General features: G+C 72.7%; 20 protein-coding genes. 15 read left to right on the plus strand and 5 right to left on the minus strand.

The genetic code is table 11. The features are described 5' to 3' along the window. Window positions 1-2: 2 nt before the first annotated feature. The 6 genes from ACWEN0_RS45615 to ACWEN0_RS45640 all read left to right on the plus strand — a co-directional run bounded on the left by ACWEN0_RS45615 (window position 3) and on the right by ACWEN0_RS45640 (window position 4254). Window positions 3-452 (plus strand): acyl-CoA thioesterase, encoded by a 450-nt coding sequence (locus ACWEN0_RS45615; RefSeq protein ID WP_451987656.1) that lies wholly within the window; start codon window positions 3-5, stop codon window positions 450-452. Window position 453: 1 nt separating this feature from the next. Then, entirely contained in the window at window positions 454-1026 is a 573-nt protein-coding gene (locus ACWEN0_RS45620) for a flavin reductase family protein (protein WP_451987658.1), read from the plus strand. A gap of 27 nt (window positions 1027-1053) precedes the next feature. Beyond that, window positions 1054-2115, plus strand: a complete 1062-nt coding sequence (locus tag ACWEN0_RS45625; protein WP_451987660.1) for an NAD-dependent epimerase/dehydratase family protein — start codon at window positions 1054-1056, stop codon at window positions 2113-2115. Next, a complete protein-coding gene (locus ACWEN0_RS45630) occupies window positions 2112-2312 on the plus strand; it encodes a DUF6222 family protein (RefSeq protein ID WP_451987662.1) in 201 nt (66 codons plus the stop codon). The genes ACWEN0_RS45625 and ACWEN0_RS45630 overlap by 4 nt, the downstream gene beginning before the upstream one ends. Before the next feature lie 158 nt (window positions 2313-2470). Further along, window positions 2471-4012 (plus strand): acyl-CoA carboxylase subunit beta, encoded by a 1542-nt coding sequence (locus tag ACWEN0_RS45635; protein ID WP_451987718.1) that lies wholly within the window; start codon window positions 2471-2473, stop codon window positions 4010-4012. A 17-nt stretch (window positions 4013-4029) separates the two neighbouring features. Beyond that, window positions 4030-4254 (plus strand): acyl-CoA carboxylase epsilon subunit, encoded by a 225-nt coding sequence (locus ACWEN0_RS45640; protein WP_451987664.1) that lies wholly within the window; start codon window positions 4030-4032, stop codon window positions 4252-4254. A 63-nt stretch (window positions 4255-4317) separates the two neighbouring features. Here the strand turns inward: ACWEN0_RS45640 and ACWEN0_RS45645 are convergent, their stop codons facing one another. Continuing rightward, on the minus strand, window positions 4318-4497 hold the full coding sequence (locus ACWEN0_RS45645; RefSeq protein WP_451987666.1) for a hypothetical protein: 180 nt from the start codon (window positions 4495-4497) through the stop codon (window positions 4318-4320). Window positions 4498-4677: 180 nt separating this feature from the next. On the opposite strand from ACWEN0_RS45645, the gene ACWEN0_RS45650 reads away from it, so the two are divergent. The 6 genes from ACWEN0_RS45650 to ACWEN0_RS45675 all read left to right on the plus strand — a co-directional run bounded on the left by ACWEN0_RS45650 (window position 4678) and on the right by ACWEN0_RS45675 (window position 8367). Beyond that, window positions 4678-4836: a hypothetical protein gene (locus tag ACWEN0_RS45650; RefSeq protein WP_451987668.1), complete on the plus strand. Its 159-nt coding sequence runs from the start codon at window positions 4678-4680 to the stop codon at window positions 4834-4836. A gap of 107 nt (window positions 4837-4943) precedes the next feature. Next, window positions 4944-5288, plus strand: coding sequence for a DUF6235 family protein (locus ACWEN0_RS45655; protein WP_451987670.1), 345 nt, complete (start codon window positions 4944-4946; stop codon window positions 5286-5288). A 254-nt stretch (window positions 5289-5542) separates the two neighbouring features. Next, complete coding sequence (locus tag ACWEN0_RS45660) at window positions 5543-6028, plus strand: DUF6423 family protein (protein ID WP_352252739.1); 486 nt, start codon at window positions 5543-5545, stop codon at window positions 6026-6028. Between the two features lie 30 nt (window positions 6029-6058). Beyond that, the gene (locus ACWEN0_RS45665; protein ID WP_451987672.1) at window positions 6059-7399 is read left to right on the plus strand and encodes an FAD-dependent oxidoreductase; all 1341 of its coding nucleotides are present in this window, start codon (window positions 6059-6061) and stop codon (window positions 7397-7399) included. Next, window positions 7392-7850, plus strand: coding sequence for a DUF6187 family protein (locus ACWEN0_RS45670; protein ID WP_451987674.1), 459 nt, complete (start codon window positions 7392-7394; stop codon window positions 7848-7850). Before ACWEN0_RS45665 ends, ACWEN0_RS45670 begins: the two co-directional genes overlap by 8 nt. Further along, complete coding sequence (locus ACWEN0_RS45675; RefSeq protein ID WP_451987676.1) at window positions 7822-8367, plus strand: carboxymuconolactone decarboxylase family protein; 546 nt, start codon at window positions 7822-7824, stop codon at window positions 8365-8367. The genes ACWEN0_RS45670 and ACWEN0_RS45675 overlap by 29 nt, the downstream gene beginning before the upstream one ends. Window positions 8368-8402: 35 nt before the next feature. Here the strand turns inward: ACWEN0_RS45675 and ACWEN0_RS45680 are convergent, their stop codons facing one another. Beyond that, a complete protein-coding gene (locus ACWEN0_RS45680) occupies window positions 8403-9758 on the minus strand; it encodes a cation:proton antiporter (protein ID WP_451987678.1) in 1356 nt (451 codons plus the stop codon). A gap of 196 nt (window positions 9759-9954) precedes the next feature. Between ACWEN0_RS45680 and ACWEN0_RS45685 the strand changes: the two genes are divergently transcribed. Beyond that, window positions 9955-10272: a hypothetical protein gene (locus tag ACWEN0_RS45685; protein ID WP_451987680.1), complete on the plus strand. Its 318-nt coding sequence runs from the start codon at window positions 9955-9957 to the stop codon at window positions 10270-10272. 141 nt (window positions 10273-10413) lie between these two features. On the opposite strand, the gene ligA is transcribed toward ACWEN0_RS45685, so the two are convergent. The 3 genes from ligA to ACWEN0_RS45700 form a co-directional block, all read right to left on the minus strand. Continuing rightward, entirely contained in the window at window positions 10414-12504 is a 2091-nt protein-coding gene (gene ligA / locus ACWEN0_RS45690) for an NAD-dependent DNA ligase LigA (RefSeq protein ID WP_451987682.1), read from the minus strand. Window positions 12505-12643: 139 nt separating this feature from the next. Beyond that, window positions 12644-13120 (minus strand): SgcJ/EcaC family oxidoreductase, encoded by a 477-nt coding sequence (locus tag ACWEN0_RS45695; RefSeq protein ID WP_451987684.1) that lies wholly within the window; start codon window positions 13118-13120, stop codon window positions 12644-12646. A 23-nt stretch (window positions 13121-13143) separates the two neighbouring features. After that, a complete protein-coding gene (locus ACWEN0_RS45700; RefSeq protein WP_451987686.1) occupies window positions 13144-13611 on the minus strand; it encodes an SgcJ/EcaC family oxidoreductase in 468 nt (155 codons plus the stop codon). Window positions 13612-13814: 203 nt separating this feature from the next. Between ACWEN0_RS45700 and ACWEN0_RS45705 the strand changes: the two genes are divergently transcribed. Together ACWEN0_RS45705 and tpx are read left to right on the plus strand one after the other, a co-directional pair. Then, window positions 13815-14270: an SgcJ/EcaC family oxidoreductase gene (locus tag ACWEN0_RS45705; RefSeq protein WP_451987688.1), complete on the plus strand. Its 456-nt coding sequence runs from the start codon at window positions 13815-13817 to the stop codon at window positions 14268-14270. A gap of 10 nt (window positions 14271-14280) precedes the next feature. After that, window positions 14281-14820, plus strand: coding sequence for a thiol peroxidase (gene tpx / locus ACWEN0_RS45710; protein ID WP_451987690.1), 540 nt, complete (start codon window positions 14281-14283; stop codon window positions 14818-14820). The last annotated feature ends 66 nt before the right edge of the window (window positions 14821-14886 follow it).

Below are 14886 nucleotides of genomic sequence, written 5' to 3' on the forward strand. Positions count from 1 at the left end.
GCATGTCCGACTACTACGAGATCCGCCACACGGTCGGTTTCGAAGAGACGAACCTGGTGGGCAACGTCTACTACGTGAACTACGTGCGCTGGCAGGGCCGGTGCCGCGAGATGTTCCTGAAGGAGAAGGCCCCGGCGGTGCTCGAGGAGGTCCGCGACGACCTCAAGCTCTTCACCCTCAAGGTGGAGTGCGAGTTCTTCGCCGAGATCACCGCGTTCGACGAGCTGTCCATCCGGCTGCGGCTGGAGGAGCTCACCTCGACGCAGGTCCAGTTCGCCTTCGACTACGTGCACCTGCACCCGGACGGCGAGCGGCTGGTCGCCCGCGGCCGGCAGCGGATCGCCTGCATGCGCGGCCCGAACACGGCCACCGTGCCGTCGCGGGTGCCGGAGCAGCTGCGCGAAGCGCTGGCGCCGTACACGACCACCTCGGTGAACGGCAGGGGAGCGTGACGTGGCCGACGCCGGGGAAACCACCGAACGGGCGGTCCTGAAGCGCCTGCCCACCGCGTCGGGGCGGCGGCACCTGTCCACCCAGACCGGGCTGCGCGAGGTGATGGCGCAGTTCGCGACCGGGGTCACGGTGCTCACCGCGGCCGGCGAGCAGGGCCACGGCATGACGGCCAACGCGTTCTCGTCGGTCTCGCTCGAGCCGCCGATGGTGCTGTGCTGCGTGTCCCGGGCCGCCCGGATGCACGCCGCCATCACCAGCGCCGGGTCGTACGCCGTGAACATCCTCGCGGCCGACCAGCAGGACCTGTCGAAGTACTTCGCCGACTGGCGCCGGCCCGCCGGGATGGCCCAGTTCGACTCCGTGGGCTGGGCCCCGGGCGCGAAGACCGGGGCGCCGCTGCTGACCGGCGCGCTGGCGTGGCTCGAGTGCGAGCTCGCCGAGGCCTACGAAGGCGGTGACCACACGATCTTCCTCGGTCGCGTGGTCACGTCCAGCCGCGGCACCGGCGACAACTCGCTCGTGTTCTACGGCGGCGGCTACCACGAAGTCGACGGTCGCGCCCGCGCGGCCTGACCACCCGACCAGGCAAGGGGGAGAGCGATGCTCGTCGCGGTGACCGGGGGCACCGGGTTCCTCGGTGCGCACACCGTGCAGGCGCTGCTGCGGCACGGCCACCGGGTCCGGCTGCTGGCCCGGCGGCCGGACCGGGTGGCGGCCGCGCTGGGCCCGCTCGGGGTGGCGCCGGACGCGGTCGGCGTCGTCGCGGGCGACGTCACCGACCCGGCCGCGGCCGGGCGGCTCGTGTCCGGTGTGGACGGTCTGCTGCACGCGGCGGGCGTCTACACCTTCGACCCCCGCCGCCGCGCCGAACTGCGGCGGGTGAACGAGCACGGCACCGAAGTCGTGCTCGCGGCGGCCCGCGACGCCGGGACCGGCCGGATCGTGCACGTGTCGACGGTGGGGACGCTGTACCCGGCCGCGACCGCCACCATCGGGCCGGACTCGCCGCCCGGCGCGTCGCGTGAGCCCTACCTGGCCTCGAAAACGGCCGCCGAACGGATCGCCCGCCGGTACGGCGCGGTGCTCACCCGGCCCCCGGGGCTGCTGGGCCCGCACGACCCGCACCTGGGCGACCAGAACGCCCGGCTGCGGGACCTGCTGCGCGGGCTGATGCCGCTGTGGCCGGCGGGCGGGCTGCCGCTCGGCGACGTCCGCGACAACGCGGAACTGCACGCGCGGCTGTTCGACGGTCCGGCCGCGCCCGGCCCGGGCTTCTTCGGCCCCGGCACGTTCGTGTCCACTCGCGACTACCTGGCCACCGTGCGCGCGGTGACCGGCCGCCGGCTCCCCGCGGCGTTCCTCCCGGCCCGCGCGCTGACCTTCGCCGGCCGCGCCGCCGACGTCCTCCAGCACTGCTGGCCGGGGCGCCTCCCGGTCCAGTACGGCGCGATCCACGTCTGCGCGGTCGCCGTGCCCGTCGCGGCGGGCGTCCCGGCCGCGGGCGTGCCCGCGCGGCCGCTGGCGGACACGGTCGCGGACACCGTGCGCTGGCTGGCCGAGACCGGCCGGCTCCCCGCGAGCCGCGCCCGGCGAGCCGTTCTCACGACAGCCCCACCAGCCGGCCCCGCCGGGTCCGGCGCGACCGGAAAGGCACTGCCATGACCGCGCACGAGGAGACCGACGACACCACGCGCCCGGTCCGGGCCGTCCCGGACCCGATCGCCGCGGCACCCGAGCCGGTGCCGGCGATCACCCGGCCGATGCCCCGGCTGGGCCGCGGGATCGTGTGGAGCACCATCGTCGCCGAGATCGAGCAGGAGAACCTCGAGCGTCTCGGCCGGCTGCGGGACGCCGCGTGAGCGGTCCGTCCGACGCCGGCGCCCAGCCGCTCGACGACGCCGAAGTGGTGCCCCTGCCCGACGGTGAACGCCGCGGGCAGGGGCACCACCGGCGGTCGGTGCCCACCGGCGACGCCCAGGTCATCTCCCTGCACCCGGCCACCGAGCCGGAGCCGGGGATGCCGTTGCTGCGCAAGCGCCGCGACGAGCTGGCGGCGCACGTGGCCGAGGGCCGGATGGACGCCGTGCGGCGGCAGCACTCCCTCGGCAAGTTCACCGCGCGCGAGCGGCTCGCGCTGCTGCTCGACGACGACTCCTTCACCGAGATCGAGCCCTACCGGCGGCACCAGGCCCGCGGGCTCGGGCTCGAGGAGAACCGCCCCTACACCGACGGTGTGGTGGCGGGTTCCGGCACGATCGACGGGCGCCGGGTGTTCGTCTACGCCCAGGACTTCACCGTGTTCGGCGGGTCGCTGGGCGAGGCGCACGCGGCGAAGATCCACAAGGTGCTGGACCTGGCGGTGGCCACCGGGTCCCCGGTGATCGCCCTCAACGACAGCGGCGGCGCGCGCATCCAGGAAGGCGTGATGGCGCTCAACGGCTACGGCGGCATCTTCCGCCGCCAGGTCGAAGCGTCCGGGGTGATCCCGCAGATCAGCGTCATCCTGGGGCCGTGCGCCGGCGGTGCGGCGTATTCGCCGGCCCTGGCCGACTTCACGTTCATGGTGCGCGACACCGGCTGGATGTTCCTGACCGGCCCGGACGTCGTCGAGGCGGTGACCGGGCGGCGGGTGAGCCACGACGAGCTGGGCGGCGCGGACACCCACGGCCGCCACTCCGGCGTCGCCACGGTGGTGCACGACGACGAGGAGAGCTGCCTCGCCGACGTCCGGTACCTAGTGTCGCTGCTGCCGCGCAACTACCTCGAGCAGCCCCCGGCGACGCGCGAGACCGGGGCGACGGCGGACTGGCGGCCGCGGCTGGCCGAGCTCGTCCCGGCGGAGCCCAACCGGCCCTACGACATGCGGGACGTGTTCACGGAGATCGCCGACGACGGCGAGTTCTTCGCCCTGCACGAAGCCTGGGCGCCGAACGTGCTGTGCGCGCTGGCCCGGGTCGACGGCCGCGTGGTCGGGCTCGTCGGCAACCAGCCGTGCGTGCTGGCCGGCGTGCTGGACGGGCCGGCGTCCCAGAAGGCGGCGCGGTTCGTCCGGTTCTGCGACGCGTTCGGCATCCCGCTGGTGACGCTCGTCGACGTGCCGGGGTTCCTGCCGGGCGTGGACGAGGAGCGCAGCGGGATCATCCGCCAGGGCGCGCAGCTGCTGCACGCCTACTGCGAAGCGACGGTGCCCCGGATCCAGGTCATCCTGCGCAAGGCCTACGGCGGCGCGTACATCGTGATGGACTCCCGGTCCATCGGCTGCGACCTTTCGCTGGCCTGGCCGACGAACCAGATCGCGGTGATGGGCGCCGAAGGGGCGGTGAACGTGCTGTTCCGCCGCGAGCTGGCGGCGGCCCCGGACCCGGCGGCGTTGCGCGCCCGGCTGGTCGCCGAGTACGTGGCGGAGTACCTGAACCCCCAGTACGCGGCGGAGCGCGGCCTGGTCGACGACGTGATCGACCCCGCGGACACCCGTGCGGCGATCGCCCGCGGGCTGGCCATGCTGCAGGACAAGCGCAAGCCCGGCCCCCAGCGCAAGCACGGCAACCACCCCGTCTGAGGAACCGGGAGGACCCGATGGCCGCACCCGAACCCGCCCACCCCCACCTGAGGGTGGTCCGAGGCTGGCCGGACGACGCCGAGCTGGCTGCGGTGGTCACGGCGTTGCTGGCCGTCTCCGCCGCGGCGGGTCCGGCGTCGCCGGCGCCGGACCGCTCGGCGTGGGCCGCCCCGGCGGCGCGCCGGGACGCCCCGCGGACGGCGGGCCCGGACGCCTGGCGGCTGTCCGGTCTGCCGCTCTGACGTCGCGCAACGCAAAGCCGTGAAGGCCTCAAGGGGCCTTCACGGCTTTTTGCGCGCTGTTCGTCAGGCGGCTTCGCCCAGCTCGAAGGCGTCGTAGGCGTCGAACTCCTCGCTGTCCCAGGCCGGGAGCCGGCGGCCGTCCACCGGACGGGTCCTCTCGCTCACCCGATCGGTCCGGATCGGGGCGGGGCCGGCGAATCCGGGCGTGGCTTCGGTGAAGATCTCCTGAGAGCGCTCGGTCATCGTGCACCTCGGTGGTCGTGGCGGGCTCCTGCCCGTCCAGTGCACCGCGGTGGGTCGCCGTCGTGCGTCTCGCCCGCTGCGGACCGGGTGCTTCGATCGGGCCGTCAGCCGGGCGCGACGGGACCTCGACCGCCCGGGCGCACCATGGACAGCGGGCACGAGCGAGACGGAGGTAGCGCGATGACCGTTCCCATCACCCGGAATGACCGCGAGCTGATCGTAGAGGCGCTGGGCGTCCCCGCACCCCGCACCGCTCCCGAGGCGGTGCCCGCCGCGCCGGCCGAGGCGCCCGCCCAGCGCGAGTACCTCACCGAAACGATCGTCCTGGGCTACAACTGATTCCGGCCGTGAGGCCGCAAGATCCGAGATGCCACGACGGGCCGCGAACAGCCAGACTGGAAGCTGTTTCGCTCTCGGTTCGTCGCGCTCGGTAGGGAGGCCAGCGGATGGCTATGCACCTCCGGCTCGCGGAAGGTGTCGAGCTGCTCGACGAATGGGCCGAGTCCGCGACCCAAGCCGAGCGGAATGTTCTTTACGAGGCCTTGTTCGCCATCGGCGACGGTTCCGTATTCCTCATTTACGACGTTTTCGGCGACCCTGATGACATTTCCAATTTCATCGTCATGGTGAAAGCCGACCTGATGGTGAAGATCAACGTCCAGCGGGCCGAATCGTCGTTCGACGTCCTCTACGTCGGCACCCTCGCCGACGACGCGACGGCGAACGCGGCCGAGATCGCGGCCGAGCTCGCCGCCGACGCCGTGGTCGAAGCCGACGTCGAAGAGGCCTGACTCCGCCGCGTCGCGCAGTCCCCGTTGCCCCGAACGGCGGAATTCGCCGTGCGCGTGCGGCCGTGCCCGCGTGTACGTATGGCCGCTGAGATGTGCATTCGTCATCTTGACAGTCTCTCCGGCCGTGTGGAATTCTCTGGCGTGTTCGCAGTTCATGGGGGCTCTCGGGGGTAAATAAAGGAGGCTGCGCGATGTCGTCACCGGAATTCGCGGGATTGGATGTTTCCGGCCGGGTGCGGGCCCGGGACATCCAGATGGCGGGGGTCGCCGACGTCCGGCGCCGCGTGCTGATGATCTCCGGCGCGATCGACACGTCCGACCACGACGTCTCGGTCACGGTCAACCTGCCGGAGCCGGGGCGCTGGCAGATCATCAAGTCCGAAACGAACCTGACCGACCAGACCTGGGTCGCGATGCAGGTCGTGATGGACGACGAGTCGACCTTCGTCAACGACCCGGAAACCCTCGTCATGTCCCGGCAGTTCTCGAAGTCGTTCATGACGCCCGACCAGCGGCGGCTGACCTTCTACGGCGGCGAGGTCCGCCCGGGCGAGGCCGTGCTCAAGGTGTACGAGATGGAGACGAGCGCGCGCAAGCCGGCGTACTCCTACTCGCGGTACAGCCCGATCGCGACCGACAGCATGGAGCAGTCCCAGCAGACGCTGGAGGAGCTCGTCCAGAACGGGATGGCGCGGCGGCCGATGGTCGAGCTCATCGTCCCGGTCACCGTGATCGGCTGACCCGGTGGCGACCGGACGCCGGGGGACCCGGTGACCACCTTCGTCCCGGGGCCGCACCTGCTGGAGTCGCCCCGGGGCCGGGACTGGCCGCGGCTGCCCGCCGCGCCCGCGCCGGGGCGGGACCCGGTGCCGCCGTCGCGGGCCGACGTCGTCGTCGTGGGCGCGGGCCCGGCCGGGCTGGCCGTGGCGTCGGCCCTGTGGCACCACGGCGTGCACGACGTCGTCGTGCTCGACCGCGCCGGCGTGCCGTGCCGCCGCTTCTTCGACCGGATCGACCTGCTCGGCCAGCGCGTGCTGCGCTCGCCGTACGAGCACCACCCCGGCGTCGAGGGCTACCGCGACTGCGAGCTGCTGGACTTCGCCCGGCTGCACTGGTCGCGGCTGACGCCCGTCGAGCGCCGGGAGGTCCGGATGGCGCAGGCCGGGCACCGCTCGGTCGTGCCGGTGGACGTCTTCGAGGCCTACTGCGACCACCTCGTCGCCACCCACGACGTGGGCGGGCGGACCTGGCGGGCCACGGTCCGCGACGTCCTGCCGGGGACGTCCGAGGTCACCGTGCGGACCGACCGGGGCAGCGTCACCGCGCGGCGCGTCGTCCTGTGCCCCGGTGAGGAGCGCCGCGAGGCGCCGCGCGAGTGGTGGGGCGGCGGCGCCGCGCCCCCGGGGGTGGCGTACTGGGACGAGCGGCTGCCGTCGGCGGGCGAGCGCCAGGTGGTCGTGGGCGCGGGGCTGACCTCGGCACACCTGATCTCGAACGCCCTGGCGGCCGGCCGAGAGGTGCACTGGGTGATCCGGGAGCCGGGCGAGCGCTACCAGTGCGCGGACGTCAACTCGAAGTTCTTCCGGCCCGAGGGCCGGGCCCGGATCGGCCACGTCGGCTGGGACGACCGCCTGGGGCTGCTGGCGCAGTTCCGGCGGGCGTCGATCATGTTCGAGTTCCGGCCGCTGCTGGAGCGCGCCGAAGCCGAGGGCCGCCTGGTGGTGCACCGCGGCGAGGCGGTCACCGGGGTGGGCGCCGCGACCGGGGGCACGGCCGTGGTGCGGCTGGCCGGCGGGCAGCGGGTGGGCGGCGACTGCGTGGTGCTCGCGCTGGGCACGACGCCGGAGACCGGCCGTGGGCTGCTGCCCGAGGAGGTCGTCGGCGAACGCGACGGCTGGCCGTCGCTCGACGAGCGCACGCTCGCCTACACCCACGCGCCGCGGGTGTCGGTGGTCGGCGCGGCCGCGGGCATGGTGCTCGGCCCGGCGTCCCGCAACATCGACGGCCACCGCGTCGCCACCGCCCGCGTCGCCGACGCGATCGCCCGGGGGGTGCGCGGCGGGACGCTCGCCACCGCGCCGGTCCGGGCCGAGGTGGGTGCGGGTGTCTGAGCAGGAGCCGTACGACTCGCGCTTCACCCTGCCGGACGTCGACGCCTGGCCCGAGACCGAGGTCGGGGTGATCCTGCTGGGCCTGGAGCCGGCCCGGCTGGTCGCCGGGCTCGGGTTCGCCACCCTCGCGGACGACCCGGCGCTGGTCACCCAGGCCGTCGACCAGGCCCGGCACGGCGTCTTCGCCGCCGATCTGGCCGGCCTGACCGAGGCGGGCCTGGCCCGGTGGCGGACGCTGCGGCCGGCGCTCGAGGCCGTGCCGGGGCGCCCGGCCGCGGGCGCGTTGCGGCAGGAGTGGGCGAACTCGGCCGACCTCGTGGCGGTCGCGGTGCCGGGCACCGGGCCCGCCGCGCTGGCGTACCTGACGGCCTGCTGGATCCGCCGCGACGAAATCGACCGGCTCGCCGACCGAAAGGAACCCGATGTCCTACCTGAAGTCGCTCCCGGCTGAAACGACGCTGCTCCAGGTGTTCCAGGCCTATCCCGAACCGGCGCGGCACCTGCTCGCCTTCCACGAAACGCTGTTGCGCGGCGAATCGCCGTTCACCGTGGGGGAGCGGGAAATGATCGCCGCCTACGTTTCGGGCGTGAACAGCTGCGACTACTGCCACGGCATCCACACCGTGACGGCCGAGGCGTTCGGCGTGCCGGCAGGCGTGCTGACAGCGGCGGTGGCGGACCTGGAAACGGCGCCCGTGGACGACAAGCTGAAGCCGGTGCTGGCCTACGTGGGCAAGCTGACGCGCTCGCCGTCGAGGATGACCGACGCCGACGCCGAGGCGGTGTTCGCGGCGGGCTGGGACGAGCGGGCGCTGCACGACGCCGTGCTCGTCTGCGCGTTGTTCAACTTCATGAACCGGATGGTCGAAGGCCTCGGGATCGAGGCCGACGCGGCGTACACGGCGACCTCCGGCGAGCGGCTGGCCGAAGGCGGCTACGCCGGGCTTTCGGGTCACCTGGCCGGCTGAGGGAGGCCACCGCCCGGGCGGTGGCCTCCCTCTACTCAGGCCGCTTCGCGCCGCACAGCGTCCTCTGTGGACAGCCGGTGGCCCAGCCAGTCTTCGTGGTCGAGCAACCGGAGCCGTTCGTCTTCGGTGCGGGCCACCCGGCCCATCGACAGCCGCAGCAGCGGCGGCGCCATCACCGACGTGACGATCGCGACCAGGACCACCATCGTGTAGGTGGCCGTGGTGAGCACGCCGAGCCGCAGGCCGGTCAGCGCCACGATCACCTCGATCACCCCGCGGGAGTTCATCCCCGCGCCGAGCGCCAGCCCTTCCCAGCGGCTGAGCCTGCTGACCCGCGCGCCGGTGTAGGCACCGACGAACTTGCCGACGATGGCCAGCGCCAGCAAGGCGATCGCGGCCAGCGCGGTCGTCGGGTGCCACAGGGCGGTCAGGTCCATCCGGAGCCCGGCCGTGGCCAGGAACAGCGGCGCCAGCACGGAAAGCACCACCGTGCGCAGCGGCGCGAGCTTCGGTTGCGCCGACCGCGACTGCGTGATCAGGATGCCGCCGACGAACGCGCCGAACACCGGCTCCATGCCGAGGCTCTGCGTGGCCGCGCCGAACGCGAGCAGGATGATCACCGCCATGGCGACCGCCGGCCCCGGCTCCGGCCGGCGGGCCGCCAGGTCCATCAGCTTCCGCACCACCACGCGGCCCACGGTCCCGGCCAGCGCGACGAAGCCGAGCAGGTAGCCGACGGACAGCGAGACGACGCCGGCGGTGACCCCGACGGTCGCCGCCGCCGAGACGACCGACAGCAGCAGCCAGCCGACCGCGTCGTCGACCATGCCGGCCGCCAGGGTCAGCTGGCCGATGGTGCGGTGCAGCAGGCGCATGTCGGTGAGCGTCTTGGCGATCACCGGGATCGCCGTGACGCACATCGCGACGCCGATGAACAACGCGAACACCCAGCGGCTGGAGTGACCGCCGCCGAGCAGCGAACCGGGCAGCACGAACCCGAGCGCGATGCCCAGCCCCAGCGGCAGCAGCAGGCCGAAGAGGGAGACCGTCACGGCGACCCGGCCCTGGCGGCGCAGGATGCGCGTGTCGAGGTGGGTGCCGGTGATGCCGACCAGCAGCAGCACGGCGAACTGGCCGACGGCGTCGATCAGGTGGATCTGCTCGGGCGGCTGCGCGGGCAGCAGCCAGTTCGAGATGCCCGGCGCGAGGTGGCCGAGCAGGGTCGGGCCCAGCAGCATGCCGGTGACGAGCTCGCCGACGACGGACGGCAGCCCGAAGCGCTCGCCGAGGCGGCCGAGCAGCTTGGCCAGCGTCAGCAGGACCAGCAGGCCCAGCAGGAACAACAGCAACGGGTGTGGCGCGATCGGCGCCACGGGTGCGGCAAGGTGCATAGCGGACCTCCACGAGTGCTCGTGCGAGAAATTGTTCCGGCGGTCCGGGAGCGCGGGCGTCTCGAACCATGCGGATCTCACGACCCGGTCCTGTGATGTTCCGGAAACGTGCGGGTCACCTCCGGGGTGCCCTACGATTCGCCACGGGGGTCCGCATTCTGTTTTCCGAATCGCACCGAATGAGGGGAGTTTCACCATGCGCACGACAATCCGAAGAATCGCCGCCGTCGCGGCGGTGGCGGCCGGGCTGGTGACGGCGGTCGCGCCCGCCGCGTCCGCCGCCGCCCCGGTCCGCCTGTTCGCGGCGCCGACCTTCGCCCTGTCCGCCAACGCCACCATCGCGGCCGTGGTCACCGGCCTGCCCGCGAACGGCACGTTCTGGGTCGGCGAATGCGGCTGGGTGCCGACCGGCTGCGCCGGCAACCCGGCGACGGCGACGCGCACGGCACCGCGGTCACCACGATCGTGGCGCAGAAAAAGTACGTCGGCAATATCGGCGACGGGGTCGACGTGACGGTCGACTGCGCGGCCGTGCAGTGCACCCTGGGGGTCTACGACGTTTCCGTGACGGCGCTCGACCGCGTCGACATCCGTTTCCGCTGACACCCGGAAAGGCCGCCGCCGGAAATTCCGGCGGCGGCCTTTTTCACGTCGTTCAGGAGGCGAGGATCGCCGCGGCCCGGCCGTCGTCGCCGCCGTCGTGCGCGGACAGCAGGTCGGCGAACCGGTCCGCGGGCAGGATCCGGACGCCGAGCTCGGCCGCCTTGTCCGCCTTGCTCCCGGACCCCTCGCCGACGACGACCAAGTCCGTCTTCGCCGACACCGACCCGGACGCGGTGCCGCCGAGCCGTTCGACGGCCTGGTTGCCCTCGTCGCGGTTCTTCAGCCCCGGGACCGCCCCGGTGACCACGACCCGCATCGGCGAACCGTCGGCCTTGCGCAGCGGGAGCACGGTGGCCGCGGCCGGCGGCGCGGCGTCCGGCTCGGTCATGGTGAGCCCGCGGGCTTCGAGCTTCGCGATGACGCCGGCCAGCTCGGCCAGCTCGCCCGCGATCGTCTCGGCGCGTTCGAGGCCGACGCCTTCGACCTCCTGCAGCTGGTCGGGCGTGGCCGCGAGCAGCGCGTCCATCGAGCCGAAGTGCCGGGCCAGCCGCCGGGACACCGCGCGCCCGGCCATCCGGATGCCGAGCCCGGTCAGCAGGCTCGACAGCGGCCGCCGCTTGGTGCCCTCGATCGCCGCGACCAGCTTGCCGCCGGAGATCTCGCCGAGGCCGTCGAGCGCCGCGAGCTTCGGCACGTCGAGGTCGTACAGGTCGGCCGGGTCGGCGACCAGGCCTTCGGCCACCAGCAGGTCGATGATCTTGCCGCCGAGGCCCTCGATGTCCATCGCCTCGCGCGTGGCGTAGTGGGCCAGGATCTTCCGGGCGCCGCACGCCCGGCCGCCGGTGCAGCGCCAGCGCGTCTGCGAGCGGTCGATCTCCGAGCCGCAGTCCGGGCAGACCTCGGGCGGGGTGAACGGCTTGGCGTTCTTCGGCCGTTCGTCGAGCTTCGCGCCGGTGATCTCGGGGATCACGTCGCCCGCCCGGCGGACGAACACGGTGTCGCCGACGCGGACGTTGCGCCGCTCGAGGTCGTCGAAGTTGTGCAGGGTCGCGGAAACGACCTTCACGCCGTCGATGAACACCGGCTCGAGCGTGGCGACCGGGGTGATCACACCGGTCCGGCCGACCTGGACGTCGATCGCCAGCAGCCGCGTGCTGCGGGTGTCGGCGGGGAACTTCACGGCCACGCCCCAGCGCGGCGCCTTCGTCGACGCCCCGGCGCCGGCCCGGTCTTCGGGGCGGTCGGCCTTGATGACCGCGCCGTCGACGCCGAAGCCGAGGGAGCCGCGCAGGTCCCGGATCTCGGCGACGGCCGCTTCGATCTCTTCGGCACCCCGGCAGACCTTCAGCGCCGGTTTGCAGCCGGACGTCGTCGCGACGCCGAGCTTTTCCAGCTCCGCCATGGCTTCCGAGTGCGTGCCGTCGTCGGCGAGGCCCTGCACGGCGTAGGCGACGAAGGACAGCGGCGCGGAATAGGCGCGGTCGACCGCGCGCAGCGTGCCGGCCGCCGCGCTGCGCGGGTGCGCGAACGCGGGCTCGCCGTGCCCGGTGCGGAGCTCGTTGGCGGTGCGGAAGTCTTCGTCGGTCATGAACACTTCGCCGCGGACTTCGAGTGACCGTCGCGCGGAAAGCTTGGCGGGCAGGCCTTTCGCCAGGATCGCGCGGGTCGTGACGTCCTCGCCCATCGTGCCGGTGCCCCGCGTGAGGACCAGCGTGAGCCGGCCGCGGGAGTAGCGCGCGGCCACCGCGAGGCCGTCCAGCTTCGGCTCCACGGTGTAGGCCGTCACCGGGTGGTCGAGCACGCGCTCGAGACGCGCGGACCACTTCCGCAGCGACTCGGTGTCGAAGACGTTGTCCAGGCCCAGCATCGGTGTGCTGTGCGGGATTTCGGTGCCCGGCGCCACCCCCGCGCCGACGGCTTCGGTCGGGGTGTCGGCGGGCTTCCACGCCGGGTGCGCGGCCTCGGTCGCGATCGCGCGGGCCAGCAGGGCGTCGTAGGTGTCGTCGTCCATGCGGACGTCCGGGCCGGCGTAGTAGGCGGCCGCGGCGGCGCGGATCTCGGCGAGCGCCTTTTCGTACTGCGCGACGGACGGGAACGGCTTCGCCTTCGCCGGGTCGGCGGGCGCCGGAAGTTCCGTGGTCATCGGGATTCCTCGCTCCTCGGCCGTCGGACGGGCCCACCGGGGACGCTAGTCCCGGCGCCCTCGCCTGCCATCTCCCAAAATGCCGTGAAGGCCGCCTCGAGGGACTCCGAGTCCCTCGAGGCGGCCTTCACCGGTGTTTTCAGCCCTTGACCGGGCTGCTCTGGTGCGAGAACAGGCTCAGGTCGCCTTCGCCGTTGCGGACGACGACCCAGACGGCCCGGATCTGGTTCTCCGGCGCGATCTCGGACTCACCGGGGCGGATGATCCCACCCTCGGTGATCGCGATCGCGATGCCCGGCTCGAGGAACTTGACCTCCAGCGGCCAGCCGTAGACGTGTGCGCCCTTCAGCGGACCCGAGAACCCGGCACGCATGTAGTCGCGGATTTCGTCGCGGCTGGTGAGCTGGTTGTCCTGCAGCAGCAGGCTGCCCTCGGCGGTGAAGACGTCCGCGAACTTGTCCGCGTCGTTCAGCAGCCAGGCGTCCTGGATGCGCTGCGGGACGGTGAGGACGGCCTTTTCGTCCGCGCTGGTGAATTCGCGGTAGAAAGAGGTGTCCTCCTCGACGCCGTGCGCGGCGAGGATCGCGGTGGCGTCGCCCCACGAAGTGGTCGGCACAATGATCTCCCGGATCGGTTCGGTTACCAGCGGAGGGTGGCGCCGGCGCCACGCGGGCTGTTCTGGTAGACGGCCAGCTGCCATTCGTTGTCGCGCTTGACGACGACCCAGGTCGAGCGGACCGCGAGCTCTTCGTCGATTTCGGTCTCGCCCGGGGCGAGGATGCCGCCGTGCGTGCGGATCAGCGCGACGGTGTCCGAAACGAACCGGAGGTTGACCGGCTTGCCCGTGACGCCGGTGCCCTTGAACGGGCCGGCGTACGCGGCGGCCATGAACGCGCCGATCTCGTCGCGGCCCTTCTTCAGCACGTCACCGGGGAGGATGAGGATGCCGTCCTCGGTGAATGCCTTGGCGACGCCGTAGCCGTCGTTCTTGCTCCAGGCGGCGATCAGGCGCAGCGGGACGTCGAGGGCTTCCTTTTCCTTTTCGGCGGTGAAGGGCCCGTAGTAGTCGTCCAGCCTGGCCTGCTCGTCAGAAGTGGGTGCGGACACTGTTGCTTCTCCTTCGATCGGTCGGCCAACCAACGGCGGGGATACGATCGGCCCAGACGGAGTTCATGGTCACACGGGCCCCGGCGCGAAAACCTCTCCTGAGTTGCCGGTCTTTCCCGCAGGGGAGGAGATGCCGGGACACCCCGGTTCCCGGAATCCTGGCCACGGAGATTCGAGCCACATCGTCAGCCAAGGAGAGCCGGATGTCCGAGAAGGCTTCGTCCCTCGTCGCGGGGGCCAAACAGTGGGCCACCTACTACGGGAAGTTCACCCAGGGCGAGGAAAGCGCCGCCGTGACCGCGCAACTGCGCGCCCGCGCCGCGTGGGACGCGAACGACGCCGGCGCGTTCGCGGAGTCGTTCGCCGAGAACGGCAGCATCCTCGTCGACGACGAGCAGATCAACGGCCGGGACGCGATCCGGGCGTTCTTCAGCGACGCCTTCGGCGCGACGCTGTCGGGCACCAAGCTCGTCACCGAGCCGATCGACGTCAAGGTGCTCGAGCCGGGCGTCGCGGTGGTCATCACCGACGGCGGCGTGCTCTACGAGGGCGAGACGGCGGTGCCGGTCGAGCGCACGGTCCGCGGCACCTGGGTGGTCGCCCAGACCGACGGCGAGTGGCGGCTGGTGTCGCAGCAGACCAGCCCGGTCAAGAGCTGAGGGGGCCGGCATGACCGAACGCACGGGTGTCGTGACGTTCCGCGGGAACCCGGTGACCCTGCTCGGCCCGGAGATCGCCGTCGGCGACCGGGCACCGGACTTCACCGCGCTGGGCACCGACCTGGCCCCGGTCCGGTTCGCGGAGCTGGGCGGGACGCGGGTGATCTCGGTCGTCCCGTCGCTGGAGACGCCGGTCTGCGACCTGCAGACGCGCCGGTTCAACGAAAGCGTGTCCCAGCTCGGCGACGCGTCGGTGCTGACGGTCTCGGTGGACCTCCCGTTCGCCCAGGCCCGTTGGTGCGGCGCGGCGGGCGTCTCGGGCGTCCGCACCCTGTCCGACCACCGCGACCTGTCGTTCGGCCTGGCGTACGGCGTGGTGATCAAGGAGTTCCGGCTGCTGTCCCGCGCGGTGTTCGTGGTGGACGCGGCCGGCACGGTGGTCCACGCAGAGTACGTCCCGGAAGTCGGCCAGGAGCCGAACTTCGACGCCGCGATCGTGGCGGCCCAGGGAGCCGAGACCGCGCGCCGTTCCGACGGCCGCGCCGCCTGACTGTCCTTTCGGGACGGTCGCCCGCGAAGGCCGCCGTCCGGGTCCCCTGCACCCGGGCGGCGGCCT

The sequence above is a fragment of the Amycolatopsis sp. NPDC004378 genome (genome assembly GCF_053602455.1).